This is a genomic window from Candidatus Eisenbacteria bacterium, assembly GCA_018831195.1.
Taxonomy (GTDB): domain Bacteria; phylum Eisenbacteria; class RBG-16-71-46; order CAIMUX01; family JAHJDP01; genus JAHJDP01.
Genome location: JAHJDP010000104.1, coordinates 45,483 through 69,404, shown reverse-complemented (window position 1 = coordinate 69,404; position 23,922 = coordinate 45,483). Strand labels below are relative to the sequence as shown.

The window sequence follows — 23,922 nt, the reverse complement described above, 5'->3', positions numbered from 1 at the left end:
CCAGTCACCACCCTGAGCGATACAATCGACTTCGAGCAGCATCACGCAGGACGGGCCAAAGCAGCAGGCGCCCGGTTCGGGTCCGCTACCAGGACAGATCGGGTTAGCACCTTCCATCACACCTAACCCCTCGAACAGATCTGCTTGAGGATCAGCGGAACAATCCACAACCGAGGTAGGCTGGACTGGGTGGTTACCCAATGGAATCATTCCGCCATAGTTATAGGTACCGAAGTAGTAAACCGGCTCCATATAACCATACAAGCAGCCAGGAGCCCAGCTCACCGCTGTTCCCTCGCCAGGGCCAGGCCAACCGGCCGTGGAGATTTCGAGAGAGCCGGTGACGCAGGGACCAGTGTAGCTGACATAGCCGTCACTCCCATCATAAGTACCCAGACCAAATACGACGGTGTTGAAGTTGGGTGTGTTCGCAGCCGGCGAAACGACAACCGCCAGATACCAGCTGATCCCGCCAAGATCCGGGGTCGCACCGGTAACCAACTCCTCGCAGGTCGCGGGGAGAGCGATAGCACCACAGACATCGCCTTCCGTCTCCACGCCAAGCGCATTACCCTGTATCGAAAGGATGACACCGGCGTTGGGCCCGGCAAAGGCAACTCCAGCCGTGATAGCTAAAATCGCCATGGCCAGTAGTAGTCTTCTCATGTGTTGAACCTCCTTAAAGGACTTCATCGTGTCTCACCTAATCGTTGTGTTTCGGAAGCCTTCCCATACCCCTTTCGGAGCGCTTCCTTCACTTCCACACATCCACCCGTTTGTCTCGTCAGTCCTACCAGGATCAGGTGATGTACGACTCTTTGTCGTCCCGTACAGGGACCTCCTACAGAAACTGTTCCAACTTCCGGTGTCATGGTCCGGCTCCCGTCAGGAGGAGCCGAACCGATGATGACATCGAATCAATATCAACTTGGAATGAGTGGCCTAGTTGGCATCACCCGAGTTGAAGGAGTTCGCGAACTTGCCAAGATCTCCGGGACCAGGATTCCCATCATAAACGAGATAGCTTGCGCAGGTTCCGCTGCCCGTGTTAAAAGCGGCCGCGAAGAATGCCAAAGCCACGGGTCCGGCAGCACCACCGCAAGCCGCGCCGTTCCAGTCAGTCGAGACCATACGGGTATAGGTTGCAATGGTGACGCCATTCGCGCGAACGATGACGGTGCAATCTTCGCATCCACCCATCGCCGGATTGAGAACCAGAGTACCGGTCCCACCGGTCTGCCCGGTCAAACCAACCGTACCCTCACACCGATTAGCGCAACCGGAGAAATCGAGCTCCACGTCGGCTCCATCGATGGGCAGGTCAGCATTGTTGTGCACTGTGATCGTAATCTCATCAGCATTGCTCTGCTGGCCAGGTGTCACGAACGCCTGCCCCCAAGCATCCCAGGGAGCGACTTCGCAATACTGAGGATCCGGCACATCGGCCTGAGCCATTGAGCCAGCAAGAACCAGTACGAGACTCAAAAAGAGTATACTTTTCATCCGTTGAACCTCCGAGGTTGTTTTCGCTGCTGTGAGGTTGCCTCTCCGAGAGATGCTTCCCCGTCTCTAAAGATGCTGGTGGACAAACCCCCAGCAAGGTGCGTCGGTTGGACCTTGGGCCTCGGGTCTCCCCGACGCGGCCCCACTCCTTAGCTCGCACGTAATTAAGCCTAAATGGTTTTCGGCCCGATGTCAATATGAAATCCCTATATTAACAACGAGTTCTCTCAAGAATCTTACTCAGGTGACCCGTTTTCCTGATCCGCCGACGGCGGCAGGGGCGCCGGGAGTTTCCCATCGACGCCAAACCCGAGAATACCAAAGTCCACAACCTCATCCATGACCCCCTCCTGAGGCCTATTGACGAAGGACCCGCCGATGGTGGGCGTCGGATGGGGGGTGAGAGGAAGCGTTGTCGTCGTATAAACGTAGGCGGCAAACCAATATAGAGGAATAAGACTCCCGGTCAGGGGGCCATCGACAAAAAAGATCGCCGTGCCCTCATTCGGGTTGGGCCACCCTGGTGTTGATATTTCGGTGATCCGTTCCTGGCAACTACCCCACCGGTCAAAGTAAATGGAAGGTTCTCCGCCATAATCACCCAGCCCAAACGTCACCGTTTGGACTTCTGAAGTCTGGCTTGTATCAAATGCGGCAAGCACATAAATAAGTTGAGCCTTGTAAGGATCCGGTTTGCTTCTCGTGTTGATCTCATGAAGCCCTTCCAGATCGATATCATGGCACCAATTCTTCCGCTGTGTGGTGTACTCCACTTCCGGAGCCACATGGAGTAAAAGGACACCACCGGCGTTGGGACCAGCGAGGGATCTGGAGGAACCCAACGCCAGCCAAGTCATCACAAGGAGCAGGATTCTCAAACAAATCCGACTCGAATTCTTCATTTTCAGACCCTTCTCCCGCAGAAACGGGGCCCGCGGTACGGTGGGCGAAACAGGAGTTGAACCTGTGACCTCCTGCTTGTAAGGCAGGCGCTCTAACCAACTGAGCTATTCGCCCCCTTTTGATTCGATTCCGGATGGGACCGGGCCAGAATGGCCCAGGGCACCAAGACAATATAACCCAGGACGAGGAGGATCGGCGCCACAGTAATCGATCCAAGCGCCAGCGCCACGAATCCCAATATAATGGTTCCAAGCCCCAGCCCCATTAAGATCCAGTTCTTCCGGCCGAACTCAGGCCCTTCAGAAGCTCTGGAACTCGCAAAGATCGCACCTTTGCTTGGGGATGGACCTCCCCCGGTCTTTTGGGCGGGCGCGCCCGTTCTGCCTCTACGGGGTTGGTTTTCAGCACTAATCTTGGCCACGTTCCTCATCCTCCATCTTGAAGCTGACCCTATCAACCCGAATCTGACGACTGACGGCAGGGCCTTGTGATAAAGTCGATGCCTACGGAAGCTCTTCGGCGTTCTTGCTCCATCCCTCGCCGCTGGATCGATACCCCTCCAAATCAAGTACAATCCTTCGAAATCCAGCTTCATGCAAACTCTGAATGACAGCGGCCCGTATTCCCGGCTCCAGCATCCGGGGCATTTCACCCAAAGATAATTCAATCCGAGCCATTTCTCCGTGAACCCGCACCCTTTGCTCCAAAAACCCCAGAGACCTTAGGGCGGTTTCAGCCTTTTCGACCCACCGCAGAGCCTCCAAGCGAATCGGCTCACCGGTGGGAAATCTGGAGGCGAGACAGGGAGAAGCGGGTTTGTCCCAGATCGGAATGCCGAGGGCTAAGCTCACCTGCCGGATTTCTTCCTTTGTCCATCCACAATCGATGAGGGGACTCCTGATCCCGTGTTTTTCACCGGCCCGCCGCCCGGGCCGATAGTCTCCCAAATCATCTTTGTTCGTTCCATCAAGAACCGTCTGAAACCCCTTTTCCGCCGCCCAAGTCTTCAAGATTTGAAAAAGCTCATCTTTACAATGGTAGCAACGATCGGGGGTGTTTGATTGATAAAGAGGATTCTCCAACTCGTGGGTCACAACCTTCTCCATGGGGAATCCGAAGCGTTCCGAAATCTTACAAGCGTCATTCCATTCCTTCTGCGCCAGTGAAGGGGAATGACCAAGGACGGCGATCATCCGGGCGCCGAGAGCCCTGTGGGCCGCGACGGCGAGAAAGGCGCTGTCGACCCCTCCGGAATAAGCCACCACCGCGGACCCCAGAGATGCCAGGTGCGACTCGAGCCGTTCCAGCTTTTCTTCGAGTTGTCGGTTCATACGACTCCTTGTCTCTTCTATTGTCACAAGAAGCTCCGGCCCAAGCTCTCCAAGCTAAACGTCGATTCCACTTCAGGGTTTAAAAATAAAGGTATCAGACTCGCGATTCCGCTTTCAAGACAGGTTGGGAGACGATTCGGCATCTCCCGCCACAATCATCGCCTCCGGCATCGCTTCCGGCATCGCGCCATCATCACCCTGGTCATCCTTTTGAGTGTTTGAGGCGCCGGCGCGCCTCTTCATGCTCGTGTAGTGTTCGGCTGAAGATGTGAGATCCATCGGGCCGGGCGACAAAAAAGAACTCCCTGCAGTGGGGCAGTGGATACAGGGCGGCCTCCAAGGCCGCGGCGCCGGGACTGTTGATCGGTCCAGGCGGCAAACCTTGTACAAGATAGGTATTATAGGGCGAGGGGGATTCCAGATCCTCGGTCAAGGGCGGCTCGCCCGATTTCCCCACCGCAAAGAGCACCGTGGGATCGGCTTGCAGCGGCCACCCTTCCCGAAGCCTGTTGTGAAAAACGGCGCTGATCCGAACCCGTTCCTCCGGCAGCTTGGCCTCTGCTTCAATAATACTCGCCAGGGTCACCGCCTCATGCAGCGTCATCCCAAGCTCCCTCAACCGCGCCCCTCTCTCTAAATTAAAGTATTCGATCGTTTTTAATAAGATATGGCGGAGGATTTCATGACCTGTGGTGCCGGGGTCGAAGAAATACGTCTCGGGGAAAAGATACCCTTCAACATTGGGCGCCGGCAATCCCAGAGAGAGCAGCCAGGTCGAATCCCTTGCTATTTTGTATAAGGAGCCGGGATCACATTCAAGCGATTCCTCAAGTCTTTGAATCCCATCGGCGCTGCGCCATCCCTCCGGCAGGGTGACCTTCAGCAGCACACGGGGACCTTCTACAAAAGTGCGGAAAATCTCGGCCGGCGGCATGGAAGGATCGATTTCATACCGGCCGGCCCTTAGATTCCGGTCCCACCCCTTATAGCGCGCCCACAGAGCAATCCAGGGGGAGTTCGGTATCAATCGGGATTTGACGAGCCGTGCTTGGATTGCGGAGAAATCCTCGCCCGGAAGTACGGTGAAGGTCACTTTGGGATTGGAGGGCCGGTAGGGCCTCAACAAAATGTTGGCGCCCCACACCGCGATGATCGCGAATCCGATCAGGGCGAGTAAAAGGATCATTTTCCCGGGGCTCCGCATCATTCAGCGGTCCCATCATCTTCGGATCGATCCCCTGGGTCGTCGCCGGCGTGCGCTGGAGGCCTTTTCCAGGCTTGTGCATCAATAAATCCCTGAAGGATGAGTGTCGCGGCCAAATCATCCCTCGGCTGTTGGCGTTTCCCTCCCTCTCTGGCGCGCCTGTCCACTTCAAGAGTGGACAGGCGCTCATCCCATAACCAAACAGGAATGTTCAGCTGACGGTGGATATAGGCGGCAAGACGCCGGGTGCGGGGCGCCAAATCGCCTTCCCGGCCGTCCATATGCCGGGGCAGCCCCAAGACAACACCGGTCACTTCGTTCTTCCGGCAATGATCCAGAATACTAAAATCGAGTTTGTTCCCCGCCGCTTCTACAATCACCAGAGGTGTCGCAACCCGGAGATCCGGATCGGACTTGGCGAGACCGGTTCGGCGCCGTCCTAGATCAATGCCGAGAAGAGGGCCGTTTTCAATTCTTGATTCGATGTTCATCTCCTGAATTCACAAAAAAGTCCGGGGTTCAAACCACCGGACCGTCCAAATGAATGTTCATGCTATCAGAAATGATGACGCCTACCCGCTGACGGGGCTTGAAGTACCGCGCCGCGCCAGTTGCTTCGTTAACTTAACAGTCGTCCCAATGGGTTCCCGCATCTCAAATTCAACCGTATCCATCATGGAGCGCATAATGAAAATGCCGCGGCCGCGGCATTTCAGCAGTCCTTCGCCATGGGTCGGGTCGCCGCCCAGCACCGTGTTGAGATTAAACCCGGGACCCCAGTCTTTCACCGTGACCTGCAATTCATTTTCCCCAAGGTAAAAGGAGCAGAAAAAATATTTAGCGGCCTCTTGGCGATGGCCGTGTTGTATAGCATTTGTACAAGCTTCAATGACGGATGTCGCCACCGCGATATTATCTTCCTCCTCCAGCTCCAACATCTCCGCAATACCTTCAACCATCCGATCGACGACCGACAAATAATTCAAATCACTGGGGAGATAGAGGACCATTCGGTTCCCTGAATCCGCCTCGGGAACGATATTAGGATTAGGTCCCTCGGTCGATGAACTCACGAACTTATTCTCCACTGGTTCCCGAAACCTCAGTGTTGAAACTGGCGATAGCCTGCTCCTTGGAATCGTGAACTTCAAAGATCGTATTTAATTTTGTGACCATTAAGATAGAATCAATCCGGCGCGAAACTCTCATCAACTTCACCACGCCACCGGCATTGGTGACAGAAATGTGGCTCGTGATAAGGATTCCTAATCCCGTGGAATTGACCCAGGAAACATCCCCAAGATCCAAGATTATCTTTTTGAATCCGGAACTCATACCCTCTCGGACGATCTCCTGCACCAGATCGGCGTCGGGGCCACCCATCAGCTTACCGCTCAAATGAACGATCCAGATGTCATCCACCTGGCTCTTGCTGATCTTCATCTTTAACCTCCAGCTTCCTTTTCCAGAGTTTCCAATTCTAGTAGGATCCTCTCCATATCCCCGGGGACCGGGGTTTCAAAAACCATTTTCTCATCATCCAAGGGATGATGAAAGGTCAGATGGTAGGCATGCAGGGCCGGTCTCCCCAATCCTTTCAGCCAACCTAAGATCCTCGGACGGTCCTGCGGCGCCAGGCGTCTTGCATATCCCTTGCCGCCACCATAGGTCGGGTCACAAAAGACCGGATGTCCCAGAGAGGCTAGGTGGACCCGAATCTGATGTGTTCGTCCTGTTCGCAAAGATACGCGTAGGAGGCTGAGAATGTCAAACGCCCGGAGCAGCTCGTAATCGCTGATCGCCTCCTTCCCTCCGCGCGCCAGCACGGCCATCCGCTGGCGGTGTTTCGGATCCCGGCCGATAGGAGCCGATATCGTCCCCTTGGCTTCGGGAGGAGAACCCCAGGCCAGCGTGATGTACCGGCGGGTCATCCTTCTCTCCCGGATCTGCTCGACAAGGTTTTGGTAACCCAACTCACTCTTGGCGACAACCAGCAGACCGCTCGTTCCGCGGTCCAACCGGTGCACAATTCCTGGGCGGGTCAATCCTCCGACACCCTTCCAACCAGGCAAGTGATGCAGCAGGCCATGCACCAGAGTTCCCTTCCGAACACCCGCCCCTGGATGTACAACCATCCCAGGCGGTTTGTGAATGACCAGGAGATCCTCGTCTTCAAAGAGGATTTGGAGGGGAATGGGTTCGGGCGTGAGGGGCGTCTCCTCCCGTTTTTCATGAATCGGGAATGTGATGCGCTGGCCCATCTTGAGTCGAAGCGAGGATTTCCCTACTTGGTCGCCGACCTCCACCGCGCCTTGGCGGATGAGCTTGGCGACCTGTTCTCGAGAGAGGTGCGGAATCTGATCGGCGAGGTAGCGATCCAGACGGCAGCCTTCTCCATCCAGCGGAACCACCAGGGAATCCCTCGGCTGATCTTTCCCCTTCTGTTTTTCAGAGCCGTTTTCGTACGTCATGATTCGGTTCGCTCTATTCGGCGATCTCCAGATTCCGTCTCCCCACCTGGACTGAATTGTAGAGAGGAGTCCGAAGGAATACTATCCGTCGATTCGGCTTTCGTTCGCCTTATATCCTCGAGGAAAAGTCCGAATCCCAGAATCATGACACCGATCGAGACCCCCATATCGGCGACATTGAACACCGGCCATCGTAGAGTTCCCCACCCCATATCGATAAAATCAATGACGACACCCAGCCACAACCGATCCAAAAGATTACCCAGCGCGCCCCCGAGCACCATTCCAAATCCCATGAGGGTCAAGGCGCTTCTGTGCCGGCGGCTCCGGACGACAAGAAAGATCGCCACCACGGAAACGGCCGACACAACAATAAAAAAGAGGCGGCTGCCCCGAAACAGGCCGAATGCAGCTCCTGAATTATGTATATGAGTCCAGCGAAGAAGGTCGCCGATAAAGGGCCTGGGATAGCTATCCACGGGGAGAATGTGAAAGACGATGAGCTTTGTGGCAATATCAGAGATTAAAATCACTGCCGCAGCAATGTAAAATAGACGTAATGATGAACGGGGAGCAGACAGCACAATGTCAAACTGATATCCAGAGGTCCTCAAGCCCTCTGACGATCAGCCTTTTCCTGGCATTTCAAACATAACCGGGCATGCGGAAGGGCTTCCAAGCGGACATTGTCGATGATTTCCTCGCATTCCTCGCAAATGCCGTATTCTCCGGCGCCTATTTTCCTGATGGCGTCTTCGATTTCATAAAGCAACCGGCCCTCTGATGTGGCGTACTGCAGTACTTTTTCCCTTTCTGAATTGTCAGATCCTTCTTCGGGATTGTAATTACTGGCGGCAAGATCTGCTATGGCTTCTCTCAGAGACCGTCCAATAACGGTTTTTTCTAGAAGCCCCAGCGCGCTGATCAAACGATTCTTCTCTTCCTCTAAAATCTTTTCAAACTTGTTCAGATCCTTCTTATTCATCTTCCTGGCCTTTCCGGCTTTCTTTGATGTCTCTCCTGTGGGTGGGCTCATCGGGCCCTCCTATTCTTCCGGCAACTCCTCGACGACCCGCTCTACCAAACGGGAAAGTTTTGGTTCCGCCTCGGCCGCCGTCCGGAGAATCTTTTGAATGTCCACCGGTTCCAGAGCATCCGGCAGACAGGAATCGGTAATGATAGCAAAAGCCAACGTTCGGAGACCGCCGTGAACTGCGGCAAGATTCTCTGGAATGAGGGACATCCCCACAACGTCGGCCCCTATCTGTCTGAGGAAGCGGTATTCAGCCGCCGTTTCCAAATTGGGACCGGCGACACCGACAAAAACTCCCTTTCGCATAGGGATTTTTTCGTCAACTGCGAGACGTTCCGTGAGCTTCAAATGCTCCCGGCAATAGGGCTCACTCATATCAGGGAAGCGTGGCCCCAGCGTCTCATCATTCGACCCAATGAGAGGATTGTCTCCCATCAAGTTTATATGATCGGTGACGAGAACGATCTCTCCCGGCCTAAACAAGGGATTCAGACCCCCGACGGCGCTGGAAATGATGAGTTCCCTTGCGCCCAATCCCCTGATGACCCGTACGGGGAAGGCGACCTGCTGCATCGAATAACCTTCGTAGAAATGAACCCGCCCCTTCAGGACGACGACCGCGACGCCGGCGAGATGGCCGAAGAGAAGCTCTCCGGCATGGCCTTCTACTGTGGAGATAGGGAAGTGGGGTATCTCGCAATAGGGCACCACCACTTCCGGTTCAATCCTCTCCGCCAGAACTCCGAGACCGGTTCCGAGAATAATCCCGACCCTGGGAATTCCAACACCCCGATCACGAAGAAGCGCGACGGCCTCGTCTATTTGTCGGCGGAGCGGCAACGCTTTAGACATGGCTCATCCTTATTCCGTTTCACCGTCGGCCTTGATGTCAAAAAAACCTTGGCGCCTGACCCTGGGTGGGAAAAAAGAACCCCCATCCTCAGGCCCTTGTTCATCGGCTTCCAACTCGGCAAGGTAGGGTGGGTTTCCTTCCTCGGAATGCCGATCACCGGAGGATTCCATCGCCGGTCCCGTCAGAGGATGCGGCATCGACAAGGCCTCCGCGTTTTGTGCCAGGCCGATCTCCCCCTGATTGAACGATTCGAGCGACTCCAGAACGACGGGGTCCTCCATGAGATCGTCTCCATCCGCTTGGTCACCAGCATCCTGGGACAGGAGTTTGGAGACCTCTACTCCCAGGTTTTCGATCTCATCCAGATCCTCTTCATGCTCCTCGAGGATTCTGAGATGGGATTCCAGCAGGGATCGGAAGCGCTCAACATAAAGACCCTTGCGTGATTCCAGCTCACGAACCCCACGGCTGAGACTGCGGAGCCGTTCCCGTGAATCTTCCAGGATCCGCTCAGCCCGGCGCTGGGCCTCCTCAATGCACTTCTCAGATTTCTGGCGGCTGGCATCCTTGGCATCACTCACCAACTGCTCAGCCGTCAGCATCGATTGCTGAAGGAATTTCTCCATCCCCTCATAGTGACGGATTCGATCTTCAAGACCGCTCACCCGCTCATTGATCTTGGCGTGATCTTGAATGACCCTCTCGTAGTTTTCCGCAACAACCTCCAGAAAGGCTCCAACCTCTTCCGCATCCACTCCCCGGAGAACCCTGCGAAAGGTAGCTTTTCTGATATCCAATGGTGTTAAATTCATAAATCTACCCCCTGGAAACGGCTAGGCCCGCAGCGTCTCTGCCTCCAATTCAGGAAAGGTGGATCGGTGACCTCCTCGGGAAAAGGCCACTGAGCCCTAGACAAGGTCATTAAAGTAGGTCGGGGCGTTCCAAACCGCAAGAAAAATCTTCCCGGCGGAGATCTCCTCCGACACTATCTGACTTGGCGGCGGATCCGCTTGATCAACGGGCCAACGCCAGTGCGCCCCCTCAACAAGGGAACAACACGAATCATGTGGAGGAAGTTCCGATGCTTCGGCCGCCATCATCAAAAGATCCCCGCAAATCGATCTATATGCCAGGCTACCCGCACTACCCGATCGGGATGACCTTCTCGCAACATGTCGCGGAACAGCAGCAAAAGATTCCCAGGGCGACGGGGGAACTGACCGGTTTACTGACCGAGATCATGGTTGCGGCGAAGATTATCAGCAGCAATGTCAGGAAGGCCGGCCTCGCCGATGTTTTGGGACTGACCGGCCGGACGAATGTTCAAGGCGAGAAGGTGCAGATTCTCGACGATTTCGCCAACGAAACGATTATCAGGAATGTGCGCCATACAGGGCATCTTTGCGCGATGGCCTCGGAAGAAATGGAGACAATCCTGCCTGTTCCGGAGGAGTTTGAGATCGGTTCCTACCTGCTTTTCTTTGATCCTCTGGATGGGTCGAGCAATATCGATGTCAACGCTTCCATCGGAACGATCTTTGCGATTCATAATAAGCGCTCCCCCGGAAATGCGGTTGAAGATCAAGACCTCTATCAGCCGGGAAAAAATTTGATTGTCTCCGGATATATCATCTATGGCTCCAGCACCATCCTTGTCTACACGGCGGGGCAGGGCGTCTATGGCTTTACCCTCGACCCAAGCGCTGGAGAGTTTCTTCTTTCCCACGCCAACATCCGCATACCGGAAAGCGGAGCCTGTTATAGCGTGAATGAAGGCAACACCTCGATTTGGGAGAAGCCGATCCAAGAGGTGATCGCAGCCTTTAAAGGAAATGAAAACCCCGCGGGAAAGCCCTATAGAGCCCGTTATATTGGGTCCCTGGTGGCCGATTTTCACCGCAACCTCATCTATGGAGGGGTTTTTCTCTACCCCGCCGACAACCGCTATCCCACCGGCAAGCTGAGACTCTTTTTTGAGGCGAATCCCCTCGCTCATATTGTTAAACACGCGGGGGGCGAGGCGACTGATGGGCAGACGGATATCCTCGACATTATTCCCACAAGCCTTCATCAGAGAACGCCCCTGATTATCGGTAGCCCGAAAGAGGTGCAATTCATTAGAGACAGGTGTTTTCAGAAATAATCCATAACCCCATATAGTAAAAATGATTAACCCGACTCCTCGTTGACAAATCCCCATATATAAGTGTAATATTATGTTTACAGTCACGGTCAGCCTGCTGGCAGGCCTCTTCGTCCGGCGTGTCAAACTCAGAAGAAGTATCGGCGGATATCATGCTCAAAGATCGCTCCCCCACCATCCCCCCATCGCACCGGCGTTGGTCTCTCTGGATGTTGGGCATGGCGCTTCTTTTGGGAATCGTCCTCCTCACGCTGAGTCTGCCAAAACCTTTCACGAGCCGAGTTTATTGGAATCGGTTCTTCACCGGCTCCGAGTCGCAGAATGATCCGCCAACAGCCTCTCTCTTCATTCATGACAACCAGGAAGGTCTCATTGAATGGGCTCTTCTCCTGCCCCCCTCCTCCACCACATCCGGACCTTTCCCGGCCGGCCTCTTCATGGAACCCGGATCGACCGCTTTCGCCGATATCGATCTCGATGTCACTCTTAATGAATATGTCGGACCGGCCCCCCCCGAGCTGACCCTTGGGAGGCCGAAGATCCACACCTCTCTCACCGGCGGCCGCGCCCTCTATCCTCTCCATTGGAAGGAGAGGGCCTTGAAGGGGATGGAGATTTCGGCTGACTTTGACGCATCGGGACGGCTGCAAATCCTCCGGGGACCCTATATCGAGTCCTGGCCCTCCCCGCCCCTCAATGGAACAGCTCAGATCTCTGAGGAGAAGATCCTGGGCGCCGCATGGGCCTGGTTGGAACGAAACAAGATCACTTTTGACGCGGTTCGGGGCGACACACTCTGGGCGGGCGGCGCTTTTTGGAACATCTCCACGGAGAAATGGATCGGCATCAGGGATGTTCTTATACAAATCTCAGATCCCCCCGCCGACTGGCTCCTGGGGATCGATGAGGAAACCGGTGACGTCATCCAGGCGGAAGACCGCCTCCTTTTCGACACCTCCTATGATCATGAGGGCACCGGTTCGGTCTTCGCTCCGAATCCAATCGTTATGTCGGGAGATGACGATATCCGCTGGGGAGATCCTGTCGAAGAATGGGTCGTGACCCGCCGCTTAACCCATCTGGACGGATCGGGCTGGCTGCGCGGCCGCTATGCCGCCATCACGACCGGTCTTCCTCCGAGGACCTTCCGGCCCAATCTTCAGTTTATCGTTGAAAGTTACCATCCCGGTTTCGAAGAGGTCATGGCCTACTTTCACATTACCGAAACGGCGGACGATCTTAAGACAAGGGGCCTGCTGCCGGGCGGGGATCCCTTCCCAGTGCGCGTCCACGCCTCTAATCTCGACAATTCATGGTACCGCCCCTCAACAGGAATGATAGAGTTTGGGGATGGAGGGGTCCCCGACGCCCAGGATGCCGATATCATTCTTCATGAGTTCGGGCATGCTGTTCATGACCGTCTTGTTCCCGGTTTTGGCGAGGGTCAGACCATCGCTCTGAGCGAAGGATTCTCCGATTACCTCGCCTGTTCCTATACCGGCGATCCCTGCCTCGGCGAGTGGGACGCCACCTATTATTCTCCGCCCTGCCTCCGCAAGATCGATGAGTTCCGGATCTATCCCGATGATTGGACGGATCGCCCCCATAGCGACGGATTGATATGGGCGGGCGCACTATGGGATATCCGCCAGCATCTGGGGGAGGAAGCGGCCCTTGATCTAGCTCTGCGCGCCATGGCCCGAACCAGCCGCTGGTCCTCTTTCGTAGAAACCGCCGAGATCCTGGCCTCGCTGGCCTCAAATCCCCCGCTGTCGGCGCCCCGATCGACGCCTCTCATCGTCAGGGGGATTCTAGAGGAAAGAGGGCTCCTGATCCGCCGGGCGAGTGTAGAACTGGCCGTGGCGGATCGCCTGGCATTGCCCCTGCTTTTTCCCTTCCCCGTGGGAGACAAGCTCTCTTGGGGTCTGGAGGTCCTGGGGGACGGTAAAATCATCTTGCGGGATCATCCGCAAAGCTATGAGTCTTCATCAGGGGATACCACTCTCGAGATTTCCACCTATGTTAAACCGGATCATCCACCGCAACGGTGGGAGATTTCTTACGATATCAGGCCGGAGTCTGTCTCGATCGAGCTGAAGGGGCTGTCGGATGGTCTCATCACGCAGAGATCGCGGGCTCAGCTATCCCAAACGGGGGAAATTCTTCTCTCTTGGGGAGGAGAAGGGCAGGGGCTCGGCGCGCCGGGCTTCGTTCAGATCCGCTCCATAAACGCCCCTCCGGATACCCTGGACCTCATGACCGAACTTCCGATGGCGGTTGCGGGAATCTACTATCAAATGCGGGGTCCCTCTTCTCTCGGAAATGGATATCTAAGACTCAAACCGGTGCCCACCCCCTCTTCGCCCCCGGACTCGGAGCCGGATTCCTCAGGACTTTGGACGGCGGAATGGGAAACCCATCCGGAACAGCCCTTGCCGGAGAACCGCCGCTTCATTTTTTCAAAAACCCCGGCCCGCGCGCCGCTTAATGTACAATACCAATTAACGCAAGCCGGGGATTTCAGATTGGATCTCGTGGATGTTGGAGGGCGCCGTGTGGAGAGTCTTGACCTCGGACATCGGTCGCCCGGATCCTATACTTGGACGCTTTCATCGAGCGATCTCTCCAGCGGCGTCTATTGGATCCGCATGATGAATCATTCCACGACGGTGGCGTCGCAAAAGATTCTCATTCTTCGCTGACCCTGTGCGGCCTCCCGCGGTTTCAGGCCGGCTCGCATGACCTCAGGCGGCCACGGGCGGGATAAAAGACCTATCATAACCCGCGCATGCCGCCGGAGAATTGCCGGCTCCACTTCGCCACCGGCGGATCAGGCTTGCGCCAGCCGCCCAGGAGGCCGAGAAAAAGCATCCCCGCGATAAACCCGCCGGCATGCGCCCAAAATGCGACGCCCCCCTGGACATTGGCGGCGGACATCACCGCTCCATTGACGAATTGCATGAGAAACCATATGCCGAGAAAGATGACGGCCGGGATTTCCAGCCAGGTAAAGATAATAAAAATCGGTATCAGGGTCAGTATCTTGGCGCGCGGAAAGAGGACAAAATAAGCCCCCATCACCCCTGCAATGGCGCCGCTGGCGCCGACCATCGGCAGATGGGATCCGGGGTCCGCGATGATCTGCGCCAAACCGGCGGCGACTCCGCAGATCAGATAGAAGATGACAAAACGGCGATGGCCGAGATGATCCTCGACATTGTCTCCGAAGATCCATAAAAACCACATATTTCCCAAAAAGTGAAACCAACCGGCATGAAGGAACATCGAGCTGAAAAGACCCAAGTATCGGGAACCCTCGAATGGATAATATGAGGGATGGAGAAGACCGGTCAGCCGGCCGGGCACAAGCCCATAGGTCATAAAAAAAGATTCCAGGTCGCGGGGGGAAAGGTTCAATTCATAGAGAAAGACCATCATCGTCACCGCAATCAGGACAATCCCGGCGCCCGGACGCGTCCGGCTTGGAATATTGTCGCGCAAGGGTATCATCGATTCCGGCGCTTACCTCTTTGCTCCCACCGGCCAATCCTTCTCTCGACGTATCATCCACGTGCTTGTGTCGTTCCCGCACAGCAGCTGAAGAGATCCGCCTGAGGGGATTTCATTCCATAAGCTGAAAAGCATGCGATCCATCCGATCCGCGATGAGCGTTCCGGATTCATTCATCATTTTGAGAAATTCCCCTGATTCCAGGTCTTCCCCATTGATGACATCCTGGAATTCCAAGATCGCATCCCGATACGCCTGAACCAGACCGAAGTGAAGGGCGCCCCGCTTCCATGGGCACACCGACATCGTATAAAGCCCCGCATTAACAAATAATTTATCTCCAAGAAAGACCCTCTTGAGACGGGCCATTGGATGATCTTCCAGTGAAGCGGGGAGGTTTTGAAAAGCCTCCAAACCGGCGCGGGGCAGGGCCAGTATCTCCCGCGCCTCTTCAGCCCGCATGATTCTCAGAATGCCCCCGGTCTGCCGGATCTCATCTCTGATCCGCTCAGGCCGGATGAGATCTCCCTCGGGCAGACCCTCACTGAGGTCGGCTATCTCACGCAACCGGCTCGAGACCCAGAGACAGAGCTCTCCCCCGGTTTTGGGGGGATCCTCAAGCAGCCCACAGAGGATCAGCCCCTCTCCTGATGGGAGGAATTCTTTCCGCCATGATGACCAGAGGGAATCGGGCGGAAGGGGTAGCGCTTCGGCGAGACTCTCAATTCTGGCGATCAATGGCGGGGCCGTTGCGCCGGGAGCTGTTCCGGCAGCGCCGCCGGGTGGCGTGCCGGGTGTCATGCCGGGTGTCATGCCGGGTGTCACGCCGGGTGTCATGCCGGGTGGCGCCGCCGCCAGAAGCCCGCGAAGAAAATGATCCCTGGAGATGTCAGCGTGGCGCCCCCACCAATCGGGATCCATCCCTGGGACAAGGACAAGGAGGGTGTGGGATGCCGTCGGATCCGCTTGCCAGATGGGAATCTCCGCCCCCGGAGCCGGGATTTCAGCGGCGGCGGAGAACCCCAGAAGGAGGATCGAGCTGATCATCAAACGAATGATCCCTTGTGATAGGGACCTCCCGGTAGCCGCGGCGTTTTGACCCTTACGAAAAACCGGTTCTCTTAAAGATCTCATCAACTCCCACTCAACCTTCTATGCAACCTTCCCATCAGCCTTCCAATCGCAGAATCCTATCCGTGGATGTTACCCCGCCGATCCGCGTTTTTAGAAAGTAAAGTCCGGGCGCCACAACGGACCCGGCCGCATCCGTGCCGTCCCAGGAGATGGTCTTTTGCCGGGAGGCTCCAGCGGGCAGATCCCAGGTTCGGACACTTCGTCCATCAACCGAGATAATCCGGGCGTTGACCGGAGCGCCGCTTGGGATCCGCAAGGTGATATACGAATCGGCGGTTGATGGATTCGGTTTCACAGAACAGATCGGATCCGTGAGGACCGGCGGATCAGGTGTTTCAGCCGCGGGGATCACATGCACGACGATCCGCAGCGTATCATTGGAAGGATCAGTGTCTCCAGCGGCGGAAGTATAAACGGTGAATTCATAGTCGCCGGGCGCTTCCGGCAGCCAGCCGGGATGCAGTTCGACCGCTTCCTTCTCGACAAAGTCGAGATCGATGGTGATCAAACCCGACACAGGGCCTTCAAGCGTGATGTCGACATTGGTGAGATCCTGGAGGCCATAGTTGGAGGCGACAACCTGTATGGGAAGCGGACTCTCGCCGGGATAGGGAAGAACATCGCCGTCATGCGGCATTTGGAAGGAGAGGATCCCCGCATCCTGCTGCGCCGGCACGCCGAGCAGCCGGGCGACCCCGAATTTAGAAAGGTAGCTGGTAATCCAGGTCATATCTTCCGTCACCGGGTCCTGCGTTGTCGCTTGAATACCCCCGTCATCATCAGTGTCATAAGACAGAAGCTGGCGCGTGAGTTTCTCACCCAACGTGGTGTAGGCAGGATCGCCCGAGAGATCTCCCATGGCGAAATGAGCGTTGACATAGGCGACATTCCAAGAGTTATCCCAATCGTAAGAATCGGACGGGACATCGTACCAAACCTGAAATGTATCAACCAGGGCGCCATATTGATCAATCCAGAGTTGTCCACTGACTGGATCATCTCTAAATGTTGAATTGCACAATCCCCAAACAAGGGTTCCTGATGACATCGCCCAATACTCAGATGAGAGCTGTCTGGGAGGGTTATATTCAACCCAGTTCAATAAGTTGTCTCCATATTGGACCGCGGCTGCTTTCCACCCGTCATCCGCCATTTCCTCGCCATAGAGATAAAGGTTTCCCGCGGCCCAAGCCTGAGGAAATGCGTTGATAAGGGCGTACTGGCCCAGGATAAGGGGGGTATTGACGATATAGTCGGCGCAGGTCGCGGCATAAGAGAGGTAGGTATTATCACCGGTCGCGCTCCGGTAGGCGCTTTCAGCCGTCAGAGCCCATCCACAATTATGAACCCGGTAATATCCATCGCCGCCTTCCTCCAGCCAAGGAGGAAAGTTCAAACAATAGGTCCAGGCGTCGGCGATATTTGTTAAATAGTCGGTCCGCCCGGTCAACTCCGTGTAATAAGACCAGACATTAATCGCCTCGAGTGTATTATCCGTTTGTATGACACCACCCAACGGGCCGGCCTCCGCCTCAATCATTCCGCCGAAATTGGAACCGGGTGTTTGCTCCTGCCATATCGCCAGGAAAGAGGCGATGGCATCCAGTTCGTACAGGAAATTGATCCGTTCATCGGGCCAAACCACGCGGGATCGATCTCCATCCGGCCCCGTGGGGAAGGGTTCATCCATCGGTATCTCTTCTATCGGAAGCATCGGTGTCTGTGCATAAACCGGCGCTAGAAACAGGGTGATCAACCCAAGGATGAAAATGATTGTTGTAAAGGCGGACAGGGAATCCGCCCCGGTTCTCAGGGACACAGCGCGAGATGACATGGCAATCCTCCCCTGCTTTGATGATGAGCAAACTCAATTCGTTGCCCTTTAACTATACCCCGGCGAAGGAGACGGGGGCAAGGGCGGGGAGATCGATCGCGCCGGACTCCCGAGGCGATCAAAATCTCGGATAGCCGGTGATCGTTTGGAAGGCCCACCGGTACTGAATTTGGCGGTAGGGGTAGGCCGTATCCAGAGAATCGGTGACCTGGAATTTCGCGAAATGACCTTCGGGCAGAAGGATCGCGACGACGCTCCTGCTTGTAAGAGGAACGGCGGTCACAAAGTCGCTGGAATCGGTTTCCGAAACAAACCAATTGTCTCCTATCGGTTTCAATTGGACCCGCCGGCCGGCCCAATCGGGGTGGCGGTAGGCGAGACGTTCGGGGCTTTTGAACATGAGCGGTCCCGGCCCATCCTCCGGATCGGCGGTGCCGATATAAAGATCGATCCCGTCTCTTATGGATGGATCATCCGGCCGAAAGGTCCGCATCACACCCTCGGAAAAATCGAATCCCTGGGCATATGGTTGCGGGTAGTTGATTTCACGAAGGATACTTCCCAACCCCTGAGGAAGCGGGGATGTATCCTTCTCCCCGTTGAAATAAGAGCGTTCTCCCGTTGCGCGAAGGGACCGCACCTGGAAGTAATAGATCGTTCCCTGCTCTAGATTTCTCACCACATACTTGTTGTCGGTTATTGGATCGGTCGGGATCTTGAACGCCTCCCAGTCCTCCTGGGGCATGGAGTTAAAAGATCTTTCCGAAACATAGATCTCATACCCCAGAAAATCATAGAGACGATTGTCGATACTGGGATCCCACGTCACTTCAACAAAACGAGTGCCGGCGCTCGCCTTGAGATTTTGGGGTGGGGCGATATTGACCAGACGGATGACCTGCACCCTCACAGTCGAGTCTCTGATATCGGACACAAAAAACGAGACGGTATCGGCTGACACATTATCGGGAGCCCGATAGGTCACAATCGGGATATCCCGTCTAAAGGGGAATATTCCGTAGCTGGCCGACCAGCGGTAAAGAAGAAAATCGAAATCCTCATCACTCGCCACCCCCACAAGATTGCCCTGCTCGCCTCGATGAATGCGGGAAGGGGTAATGGTAATGGAACTGATCACCGGGGGATTGTTCTCCGGTTCAGGCTGGGGATTCCTTTCCGGATTTAGACTGCACCCTCCGGAAAGAATGAGGAGGAATCCCAGAACCCGTATGAATGAGGATCGCATGGACCTTCTCTTTCAACCCAACCCCGTCGTCAGGAGATTGATCGAGTCATTAATTCCCATGGGGGGACTTCCAGAATTCCTTGCCCGATTGCGGGATCGAAAGCTCTCAAACGATCCCACTGATGAGAAACTAACCAGTTCTAGCGGAAGGTGTCAAGCGGGGCGCAGCCACGCGGGGCCGGCGAGGCATGGCCGCAAGATGTCGAGCGGGATGCACTTGCGGGCAAGGGTTCACCATCCCCATCCCGGGGATCAGGATTGCCCGGGAAAGGGGGCGTGGCATGGCGCCGAGAGATTAAGGAAAATATTAAGAGCCACGACTTCCTCTCCGGCGGGGACATGCGTTTCATGGGGAACACGCGGGCAAACGGATATCATCTCACCCTGATTCACCGGGATCGTCCGATCATCGATGACGAATTCCAAACGTCCGCGCTCAACAATTGTAATCTGTTCCTGGAGATGCGAGTGCTGGGGGAAATGGGCGTGGGGCCGGTAGTGGCAGCGGGTCACGACCAGACGCTGCGTGGCAATCACCCTTTGGGACAGCTCATTCTGCGCGTCCTCCGCTTTGAGCGTAGACCAAGAACCCAGTGTAAAACGCCCCGGACGAATCCGATTTCCTACCCTCGCCATCTCCTTCTCCTTTTCATTCGTCTCACGATTCATAGAATCCATGATAAATCTCTTTCATTTATCGGCCGGTGGACGCCTAACTTTTGCCCCAAACGGTGTCCTGCCGGCTGGTTGGGCCGGTTCGCTAAACAGGTTCGTCAGGCCGGTCGAAGGTTTGAATCGCTTCCAGCACCCCCTTGGCTGAGTCGGCTTCCGCGTCCGGCGCATCTTCTTCGGATTTTGGGGGGATCGAAACGATAGAAATTCTCCTTTGGCTCTCCAAATACATCCTATCCTTCTTGTTTTGCAATGAGGTTCCCTTTTCAGCATGGGGGAAGTGGAGCCAGATCGTCCGCATTCCGATTCTTTTGGCGGGTGCAATGTCATTGTCCACACGATCCCCTATCATCACGGCCTCTTCCGGCCGACAGCCGGCCCGATCAAGGGCCCATCGGAAGATGGCGAGGTCGGGCTTTTTCGATCCGACGAGTTCACTGATGGCTCGAACGCGGAAGAGGCCGTCCCACCCGGCGCGGTCCAGCGCGGGGAGGACTTCCTTAAGTTGATTGGCAATGAGGCCCAGTTGATATTTTTTGGAAAGCACGAGTACCGCATCGTTCATACCGGGCAGGACATTATGCATTTCGAGATAATGGTCTCTCATCCTCTCGGTCGTCCGCTGGATCAGATCATCTTTCCCCGCGGTCCCAAGATACTTTTCCGCCAAATCGGCCCAGTGCCCGGCGCCATCGCGACGAATGGCGTGCTCGCGCCGGCGCAGCAATTCGGCATATGAGAAACTTGGTTTCGTTTCGAGGATCCTCTTGTACAATTCCTGATACAAATACGACATGACCTGATCGTCATTCATCAATACATTGCCGACATCAAAGAATATCCAGCGAATCATGGTCCTCATCCCGGGAAGATGGATCGAATAGCCGAATCGCTCCGACGCGACATGTGAAGGCCCATGGTGCAGAGATCTCTACGGCAAAGCGACAAACGAATCCCTTACCCAGTTCAGCAGCTGGGGTGCGCCCGGAATGACCCCATCGGGTCCTACCGCGAGCCAAAGGATCGCTATGACGGAAAAGGCCAGCGCCAATCCGACGCCGGCGTTCCGTTGGGATAGGAGCTCTCCCTCCGAGGGTTTCATATAGAAGGCGACGAGGACTCTAAAATAATAATAGACTGAGAGGGCGCTGTTCAGAACTCCGATGATAACCAAGCTCAGCAATCCTGATTTCACGGCACTCTGGAAAATATAATACTTACCGAAGAAACCCGCTGTCGGGGGAATTCCCGAGAGGGCTACCATGGCCACAATCATAGCCAAGCCCAGGCCGGGTCTCCGCCAACCCACACCCCCTAGTTCATGAATCTCAAGACGCTCCCTGCCCTTCTCTGTCAAAGCGATCACAACGCCAAAGGCGCAGATGTTCATGAAGGTATAGGCCAGCAGGTAATAGAGAATCCCCGCAACAGCTTCAGAAGAACCGGACGCGATCAATGCGGTCACGCCCACAAGGATATATCCGGCGTGCGCGATCGAGGAATAGGCCAGCATCCGCTTGATGTTGGATTGTGTCAGAGCGGCGAAATTGCCGACCGTCATTGACAAGACGGCGAGCCACCAGAAAATCCTTTCCAACGGCACCATGGCGAGCGCCGGGAAGGTGACAATGAGGATCCGGATCAGCGCGCCGAAGGCGGCGGCTTTCACGGCGGTGGCCATAAAGGCCGTCACCGCCGTCGGGGCGCCCTCATAAACATCCGGCGCCCACATATGAAAGGGCACCGAGGCGACCTTGAAGAGCAGGCCGGACAGCAACAGGACAATCCCCACGACAAGCAGCTTCGGCATCGCCGCGGAGGAAAGGGCCAGCATAAGATCCGTCTGCCCGGTGGCGCCGTAGATCATCGCCGCGCCGTAGAGAAAGATGGCTGACGAGAAAGCTCCCAGCAAAAAATACTTCATGCCGGCTTCGTTGCTTTTGGCATCCTTCCTCAGAAAGGCGGTGAGAATATAAACCGGGAAAGATAGAAGCTCGAGGCCGAGGAAAAGGGTCAAGAGTTCGGTCGAACTCGCCAGCAGGATCATCCCCGCGGCGGATAGAAAGAGCAGTGCGAAATACTCTCCACGCAATCGCCCCATCAGTTTCAGATAGTGTGTCGATAGAAGGATGGTTAAAAGCAGACTCAGGCAAATCACAATTCCCAGAAAGGCGCCGAAGGTATCCGCCAGATACATTCCCTTCAGAGGGGTGACGGCGATGGGATGCCTCCACTGGTGGATGAGGGCCGTAATAGCCAGCAGCACGAGCGGAATGCCGAGAATCGTCGTATCGAACCGCTTTGACTTCGGCCAGATGGCATCAAGCACCAGCAGGACGACACCGCCCAATCCCAGAATGAGAAACGGCAGCAGGGAAACCAGACTGGATTGTAATAGGGATCCGGAGTTCATAGATCCACCCTGTCTTCAATTTTGTGGACGATTTCGGATTTCGGGGCTGCAGCCATCTCACTGGACTCCGGCTGCGCTGCGGCGGGCGCCGGCGGCCCCATGGTCTCCGGCGGAGAGGCCTCCGATGCGGGCTCCATCCATGAATGCATCTGCGGGGAATGTTCAACCGGGAGGGGCTCCATATGAGCTGTCATCCGATCCAAGGCTTTGATAAGGCTGGGCTCCATCCGGTCCAGCAGGGGCTTGGGTGACACCCCCATATAGATAACGAGGAAAAAGATCGGGATCAGGGTCAATCCTTCTCTGAGATTGAGATCACGCAACCCCTTGTTTTCCGCATGAGTGACAGGGCCGAAGAGAAATCTCTGACAAAGCCACAACATATAGAAGGCGCCCAGCACCACCCCCAATCCACCGAGAATCGCCGTCCACATCTTTGATCCGAAGGCGCCCAGAAGAATGAGGAACTCGCCCACAAAACCGTTGAGCCCCGGCAATCCGATACTGGACAGTGTAATAAAGAGAAATGACGCTGCGAATAACGGCACCGTCCGCGCCAGACCGCCGTAATCCGCGATGAGCCGGGTATGGCGCCGGCCATAGATCATCCCCACGAGAAGGAAGAGCGCCCCCGTGGAGAGACCGTGGTTTAACATTTGGTAAAGACTCCCCTGGAAGGCCTCTATATTCAAGGAAAAGAGCCCCAGCATTACAAATCCAAGATGGCTGACAGAGGAATAGGCCACCAGCCTCTTGACATCATCCTGCATCATGGCGACAAGGGCGCCGTAGATAATCCCAACCACGGCCAGCACCAGAATATAGGGCTGTGCGGCCAAGGCGGCCTGTGGGAAAAGCGGCATGGCGAAACGGAGGAACCCGTAGGTTCCCATTTTCAGAAGCACCCCGGCCAGGATAACACTTCCCGCCGTCGGCGCTTCGGTGTGAGCGTCCGGCAGCCAGGTATGAAAAGGAAAGATTGGAACCTTGATGGCGAAAGCAAGCCCGAACGCCAGGAAACACCACCACTGCGCCGCGTGAGGCAGCTGATGCTCATAGAGGATCAAGAGATTGAATGTCATCCGCCCTGTTTCGGCCTGATGCGAGAGAACAACCCAGAGAATGGCCACCAACATGAGCAGAGAACCGATGATTGTGTAAAGAACAAATTTCAGCGCCGCATAAACCCTGCGGCCGCCGCCCCACACGCCGATAATGAAATACATCGGAATGAGCATGAGTTCCCAGAAAATATAGAAAAGGAAAAGATCCATCGACAGCAGGGCGCCCATGATGCCGGTTTCCAGGATGAGAAAGAAGATATGGAACTCTTTGACACGCTCGCGAATATCGCCCCAGGAGGCGAGGATCGCGAGGGGTATCAGGAAAGCGGTGAGCAGCACGAGGAATAGGGAGATCCCATCAAGACCCACATGATATTCCACGCCCCAGGCTGGGATCCAAGATAGTTTCTCAACATATTGGAGGTTGGCGACGGATTGAAACCCTGTCAGAAGGGGAACGCAGAAACCGGCCACGACAAGCGCGACGAGCAGCGCCGTGCGGCGGATGGCTTCCTCCTGATCCTTCGGATAAAACATGAGGAGCCCGGCCCCCGCGAGGGGGAGAAAGATGATCCAAGCAAGGATATGGCTTTCACTCATCAGGCTTC

The 23,922-nt window shown here is 55.6% G+C and carries 24 protein-coding genes and 1 tRNA gene; 2 read left to right on the top strand and 23 right to left on the bottom strand.

The features are described from left to right. From KJ970_18515 to KJ970_18445, 15 genes are all read right to left on the bottom strand, one after another. A partial coding sequence (locus KJ970_18515) for a hypothetical protein (GenBank protein ID MBU2692917.1) occupies positions 1–666 on the bottom strand: 666 nt, incomplete at its 3' end. A 276-nt stretch (positions 667–942) separates the two neighbouring features. After that, positions 943–1,503 carry a hypothetical protein gene (locus KJ970_18510; GenBank protein MBU2692916.1) on the bottom strand — a complete coding sequence of 187 codons (561 nt, stop codon included), beginning with the start codon at positions 1,501–1,503 and terminating at the stop codon, positions 943–945. 236 nt (positions 1,504–1,739) lie between these two features. Further along, entirely contained in the window at positions 1,740–2,405 is a 666-nt protein-coding gene (locus KJ970_18505) for a hypothetical protein (GenBank protein MBU2692915.1), read from the bottom strand. A gap of 41 nt (positions 2,406–2,446) precedes the next feature. Continuing rightward, positions 2,447–2,520 (bottom strand) — tRNA-Val (locus KJ970_18500). Continuing rightward, on the bottom strand, positions 2,498–2,827 hold the full coding sequence (locus KJ970_18495) for a DUF3098 domain-containing protein (GenBank protein MBU2692914.1): 330 nt from the start codon (positions 2,825–2,827) through the stop codon (positions 2,498–2,500). Before KJ970_18495 ends, KJ970_18500 begins: the two co-directional genes overlap by 23 nt. A gap of 82 nt (positions 2,828–2,909) precedes the next feature. Further along, entirely contained in the window at positions 2,910–3,737 is an 828-nt protein-coding gene (gene larE / locus KJ970_18490; GenBank protein MBU2692913.1) for an ATP-dependent sacrificial sulfur transferase LarE, read from the bottom strand. A gap of 202 nt (positions 3,738–3,939) precedes the next feature. Further along, positions 3,940–4,923 carry an endolytic transglycosylase MltG gene (gene mltG, locus KJ970_18485; GenBank protein MBU2692912.1) on the bottom strand — a complete coding sequence of 328 codons (984 nt, stop codon included), beginning with the start codon at positions 4,921–4,923 and terminating at the stop codon, positions 3,940–3,942. Positions 4,924–4,940: 17 nt separating this feature from the next. Next, complete coding sequence (gene ruvX / locus KJ970_18480; protein ID MBU2692911.1) at positions 4,941–5,432, bottom strand: Holliday junction resolvase RuvX; 492 nt, start codon at positions 5,430–5,432, stop codon at positions 4,941–4,943. Between the two features lie 81 nt (positions 5,433–5,513). Continuing rightward, positions 5,514–6,014 carry an ATP-binding protein gene (locus KJ970_18475; protein ID MBU2692910.1) on the bottom strand — a complete coding sequence of 167 codons (501 nt, stop codon included), beginning with the start codon at positions 6,012–6,014 and terminating at the stop codon, positions 5,514–5,516. A gap of 4 nt (positions 6,015–6,018) precedes the next feature. Beyond that, on the bottom strand, positions 6,019–6,384 hold the full coding sequence (locus KJ970_18470) for an STAS domain-containing protein (GenBank protein MBU2692909.1): 366 nt from the start codon (positions 6,382–6,384) through the stop codon (positions 6,019–6,021). 2 nt (positions 6,385–6,386) lie between these two features. Beyond that, a complete protein-coding gene (locus tag KJ970_18465) occupies positions 6,387–7,412 on the bottom strand; it encodes an RluA family pseudouridine synthase (protein MBU2692908.1) in 1,026 nt (341 codons plus the stop codon). After that, on the bottom strand, positions 7,409–7,945 hold the full coding sequence (lspA, locus tag KJ970_18460; protein ID MBU2692907.1) for a signal peptidase II: 537 nt from the start codon (positions 7,943–7,945) through the stop codon (positions 7,409–7,411). The genes KJ970_18465 and lspA overlap by 4 nt, the downstream gene beginning before the upstream one ends. A gap of 77 nt (positions 7,946–8,022) precedes the next feature. Continuing rightward, positions 8,023–8,448: a TraR/DksA family transcriptional regulator gene (locus KJ970_18455; GenBank protein MBU2692906.1), complete on the bottom strand. Its 426-nt coding sequence runs from the start codon at positions 8,446–8,448 to the stop codon at positions 8,023–8,025. A gap of 9 nt (positions 8,449–8,457) precedes the next feature. Next, positions 8,458–9,297 carry a purine-nucleoside phosphorylase gene (locus tag KJ970_18450; GenBank protein ID MBU2692905.1) on the bottom strand — a complete coding sequence of 280 codons (840 nt, stop codon included), beginning with the start codon at positions 9,295–9,297 and terminating at the stop codon, positions 8,458–8,460. A 9-nt stretch (positions 9,298–9,306) separates the two neighbouring features. Further along, on the bottom strand, positions 9,307–10,110 hold the full coding sequence (locus KJ970_18445; protein MBU2692904.1) for a DivIVA domain-containing protein: 804 nt from the start codon (positions 10,108–10,110) through the stop codon (positions 9,307–9,309). Positions 10,111–10,424: 314 nt separating this feature from the next. Between KJ970_18445 and fbp the strand changes: the two genes are divergently transcribed. Together fbp and KJ970_18435 are read left to right on the top strand one after the other, a co-directional pair. Continuing rightward, positions 10,425–11,441 (top strand): class 1 fructose-bisphosphatase, encoded by a 1,017-nt coding sequence (gene fbp, locus KJ970_18440; GenBank protein MBU2692903.1) that lies wholly within the window; start codon positions 10,425–10,427, stop codon positions 11,439–11,441. A gap of 152 nt (positions 11,442–11,593) precedes the next feature. Further along, positions 11,594–14,143, top strand: coding sequence for a M36 family metallopeptidase (locus tag KJ970_18435; protein ID MBU2692902.1), 2,550 nt, complete (start codon positions 11,594–11,596; stop codon positions 14,141–14,143). Between the two features lie 73 nt (positions 14,144–14,216). Here KJ970_18435 and KJ970_18430 read toward each other — a convergent pair whose 3' ends face one another. From KJ970_18430 to KJ970_18395, 8 genes are all read right to left on the bottom strand, one after another. After that, the gene (locus KJ970_18430) at positions 14,217–14,951 is read right to left on the bottom strand and encodes a rhomboid family intramembrane serine protease (protein MBU2692901.1); all 735 of its coding nucleotides are present in this window, start codon (positions 14,949–14,951) and stop codon (positions 14,217–14,219) included. Between the two features lie 12 nt (positions 14,952–14,963). After that, entirely contained in the window at positions 14,964–16,085 is a 1,122-nt protein-coding gene (locus KJ970_18425; GenBank protein MBU2692900.1) for a hypothetical protein, read from the bottom strand. A 34-nt stretch (positions 16,086–16,119) separates the two neighbouring features. Beyond that, positions 16,120–17,919 (bottom strand): hypothetical protein, encoded by a 1,800-nt coding sequence (locus KJ970_18420; protein ID MBU2692899.1) that lies wholly within the window; start codon positions 17,917–17,919, stop codon positions 16,120–16,122. Positions 17,920–18,037: 118 nt separating this feature from the next. Beyond that, positions 18,038–19,165, bottom strand: coding sequence for a fibronectin type III domain-containing protein (locus KJ970_18415; protein ID MBU2692898.1), 1,128 nt, complete (start codon positions 19,163–19,165; stop codon positions 18,038–18,040). A 252-nt stretch (positions 19,166–19,417) separates the two neighbouring features. After that, entirely contained in the window at positions 19,418–19,834 is a 417-nt protein-coding gene (locus tag KJ970_18410) for a cupin domain-containing protein (GenBank protein ID MBU2692897.1), read from the bottom strand. Between the two features lie 91 nt (positions 19,835–19,925). After that, the gene (locus KJ970_18405; GenBank protein MBU2692896.1) at positions 19,926–20,690 is read right to left on the bottom strand and encodes an HAD family hydrolase; all 765 of its coding nucleotides are present in this window, start codon (positions 20,688–20,690) and stop codon (positions 19,926–19,928) included. A 78-nt stretch (positions 20,691–20,768) separates the two neighbouring features. Further along, entirely contained in the window at positions 20,769–22,250 is a 1,482-nt protein-coding gene (locus tag KJ970_18400; protein MBU2692895.1) for an NADH-quinone oxidoreductase subunit N, read from the bottom strand. Continuing rightward, on the bottom strand, positions 22,247–23,914 hold the full coding sequence (locus KJ970_18395; GenBank protein MBU2692894.1) for an NADH-quinone oxidoreductase subunit M: 1,668 nt from the start codon (positions 23,912–23,914) through the stop codon (positions 22,247–22,249). The genes KJ970_18400 and KJ970_18395 overlap by 4 nt, the downstream gene beginning before the upstream one ends. Between the last annotated feature and the right edge of the window lie 8 nt (positions 23,915–23,922).

Excerpts from the sequence above, each read along its gene's own strand:
- KJ970_18510 (MBU2692916.1), bottom strand. The coding sequence starts at position 1,503 with ATGAAAAGTATACTCTTTTTGAGTCTCGTACTGGTTCTTGCTGGCTCA.
- KJ970_18505 (MBU2692915.1), bottom strand. The coding sequence starts at position 2,405 with ATGAAGAATTCGAGTCGGATTTGTTTGAGAATCCTGCTCCTTGTGATG.
- larE (MBU2692913.1), bottom strand. The coding sequence starts at position 3,737 with ATGAACCGACAACTCGAAGAAAAGCTGGAACGGCTCGAGTCGCACCTG.
- mltG (MBU2692912.1), bottom strand. The coding sequence starts at position 4,923 with ATGATCCTTTTACTCGCCCTGATCGGATTCGCGATCATCGCGGTGTGG.
- ruvX (MBU2692911.1), bottom strand. The coding sequence starts at position 5,432 with ATGAACATCGAATCAAGAATTGAAAACGGCCCTCTTCTCGGCATTGAT.
- KJ970_18470 (MBU2692909.1), bottom strand. The coding sequence starts at position 6,384 with ATGAAGATCAGCAAGAGCCAGGTGGATGACATCTGGATCGTTCATTTG.
- KJ970_18465 (MBU2692908.1), bottom strand. The coding sequence starts at position 7,412 with ATGACGTACGAAAACGGCTCTGAAAAACAGAAGGGGAAAGATCAGCCG.
- KJ970_18455 (MBU2692906.1), bottom strand. The coding sequence starts at position 8,448 with ATGAGCCCACCCACAGGAGAGACATCAAAGAAAGCCGGAAAGGCCAGG.
- KJ970_18450 (MBU2692905.1), bottom strand. The coding sequence starts at position 9,297 with ATGTCTAAAGCGTTGCCGCTCCGCCGACAAATAGACGAGGCCGTCGCG.
- KJ970_18445 (MBU2692904.1), bottom strand. The coding sequence starts at position 10,110 with ATGAATTTAACACCATTGGATATCAGAAAAGCTACCTTTCGCAGGGTT.
- fbp (MBU2692903.1), top strand. The coding sequence starts at position 10,425 with ATGCCAGGCTACCCGCACTACCCGATCGGGATGACCTTCTCGCAACAT.
- KJ970_18435 (MBU2692902.1), top strand. The coding sequence starts at position 11,594 with ATGCTCAAAGATCGCTCCCCCACCATCCCCCCATCGCACCGGCGTTGG.
- KJ970_18430 (MBU2692901.1), bottom strand. The coding sequence starts at position 14,951 with ATGATACCCTTGCGCGACAATATTCCAAGCCGGACGCGTCCGGGCGCC.
- KJ970_18425 (MBU2692900.1), bottom strand. The coding sequence starts at position 16,085 with ATGAGATCTTTAAGAGAACCGGTTTTTCGTAAGGGTCAAAACGCCGCG.
- KJ970_18420 (MBU2692899.1), bottom strand. The coding sequence starts at position 17,919 with ATGTCATCTCGCGCTGTGTCCCTGAGAACCGGGGCGGATTCCCTGTCC.
- KJ970_18415 (MBU2692898.1), bottom strand. The coding sequence starts at position 19,165 with ATGCGATCCTCATTCATACGGGTTCTGGGATTCCTCCTCATTCTTTCC.
- KJ970_18410 (MBU2692897.1), bottom strand. The coding sequence starts at position 19,834 with ATGAATCGTGAGACGAATGAAAAGGAGAAGGAGATGGCGAGGGTAGGA.
- KJ970_18405 (MBU2692896.1), bottom strand. The coding sequence starts at position 20,690 with ATGATTCGCTGGATATTCTTTGATGTCGGCAATGTATTGATGAATGAC.
- KJ970_18400 (MBU2692895.1), bottom strand. The coding sequence starts at position 22,250 with ATGAACTCCGGATCCCTATTACAATCCAGTCTGGTTTCCCTGCTGCCG.
- KJ970_18395 (MBU2692894.1), bottom strand. The coding sequence starts at position 23,914 with ATGAGTGAAAGCCATATCCTTGCTTGGATCATCTTTCTCCCCCTCGCG.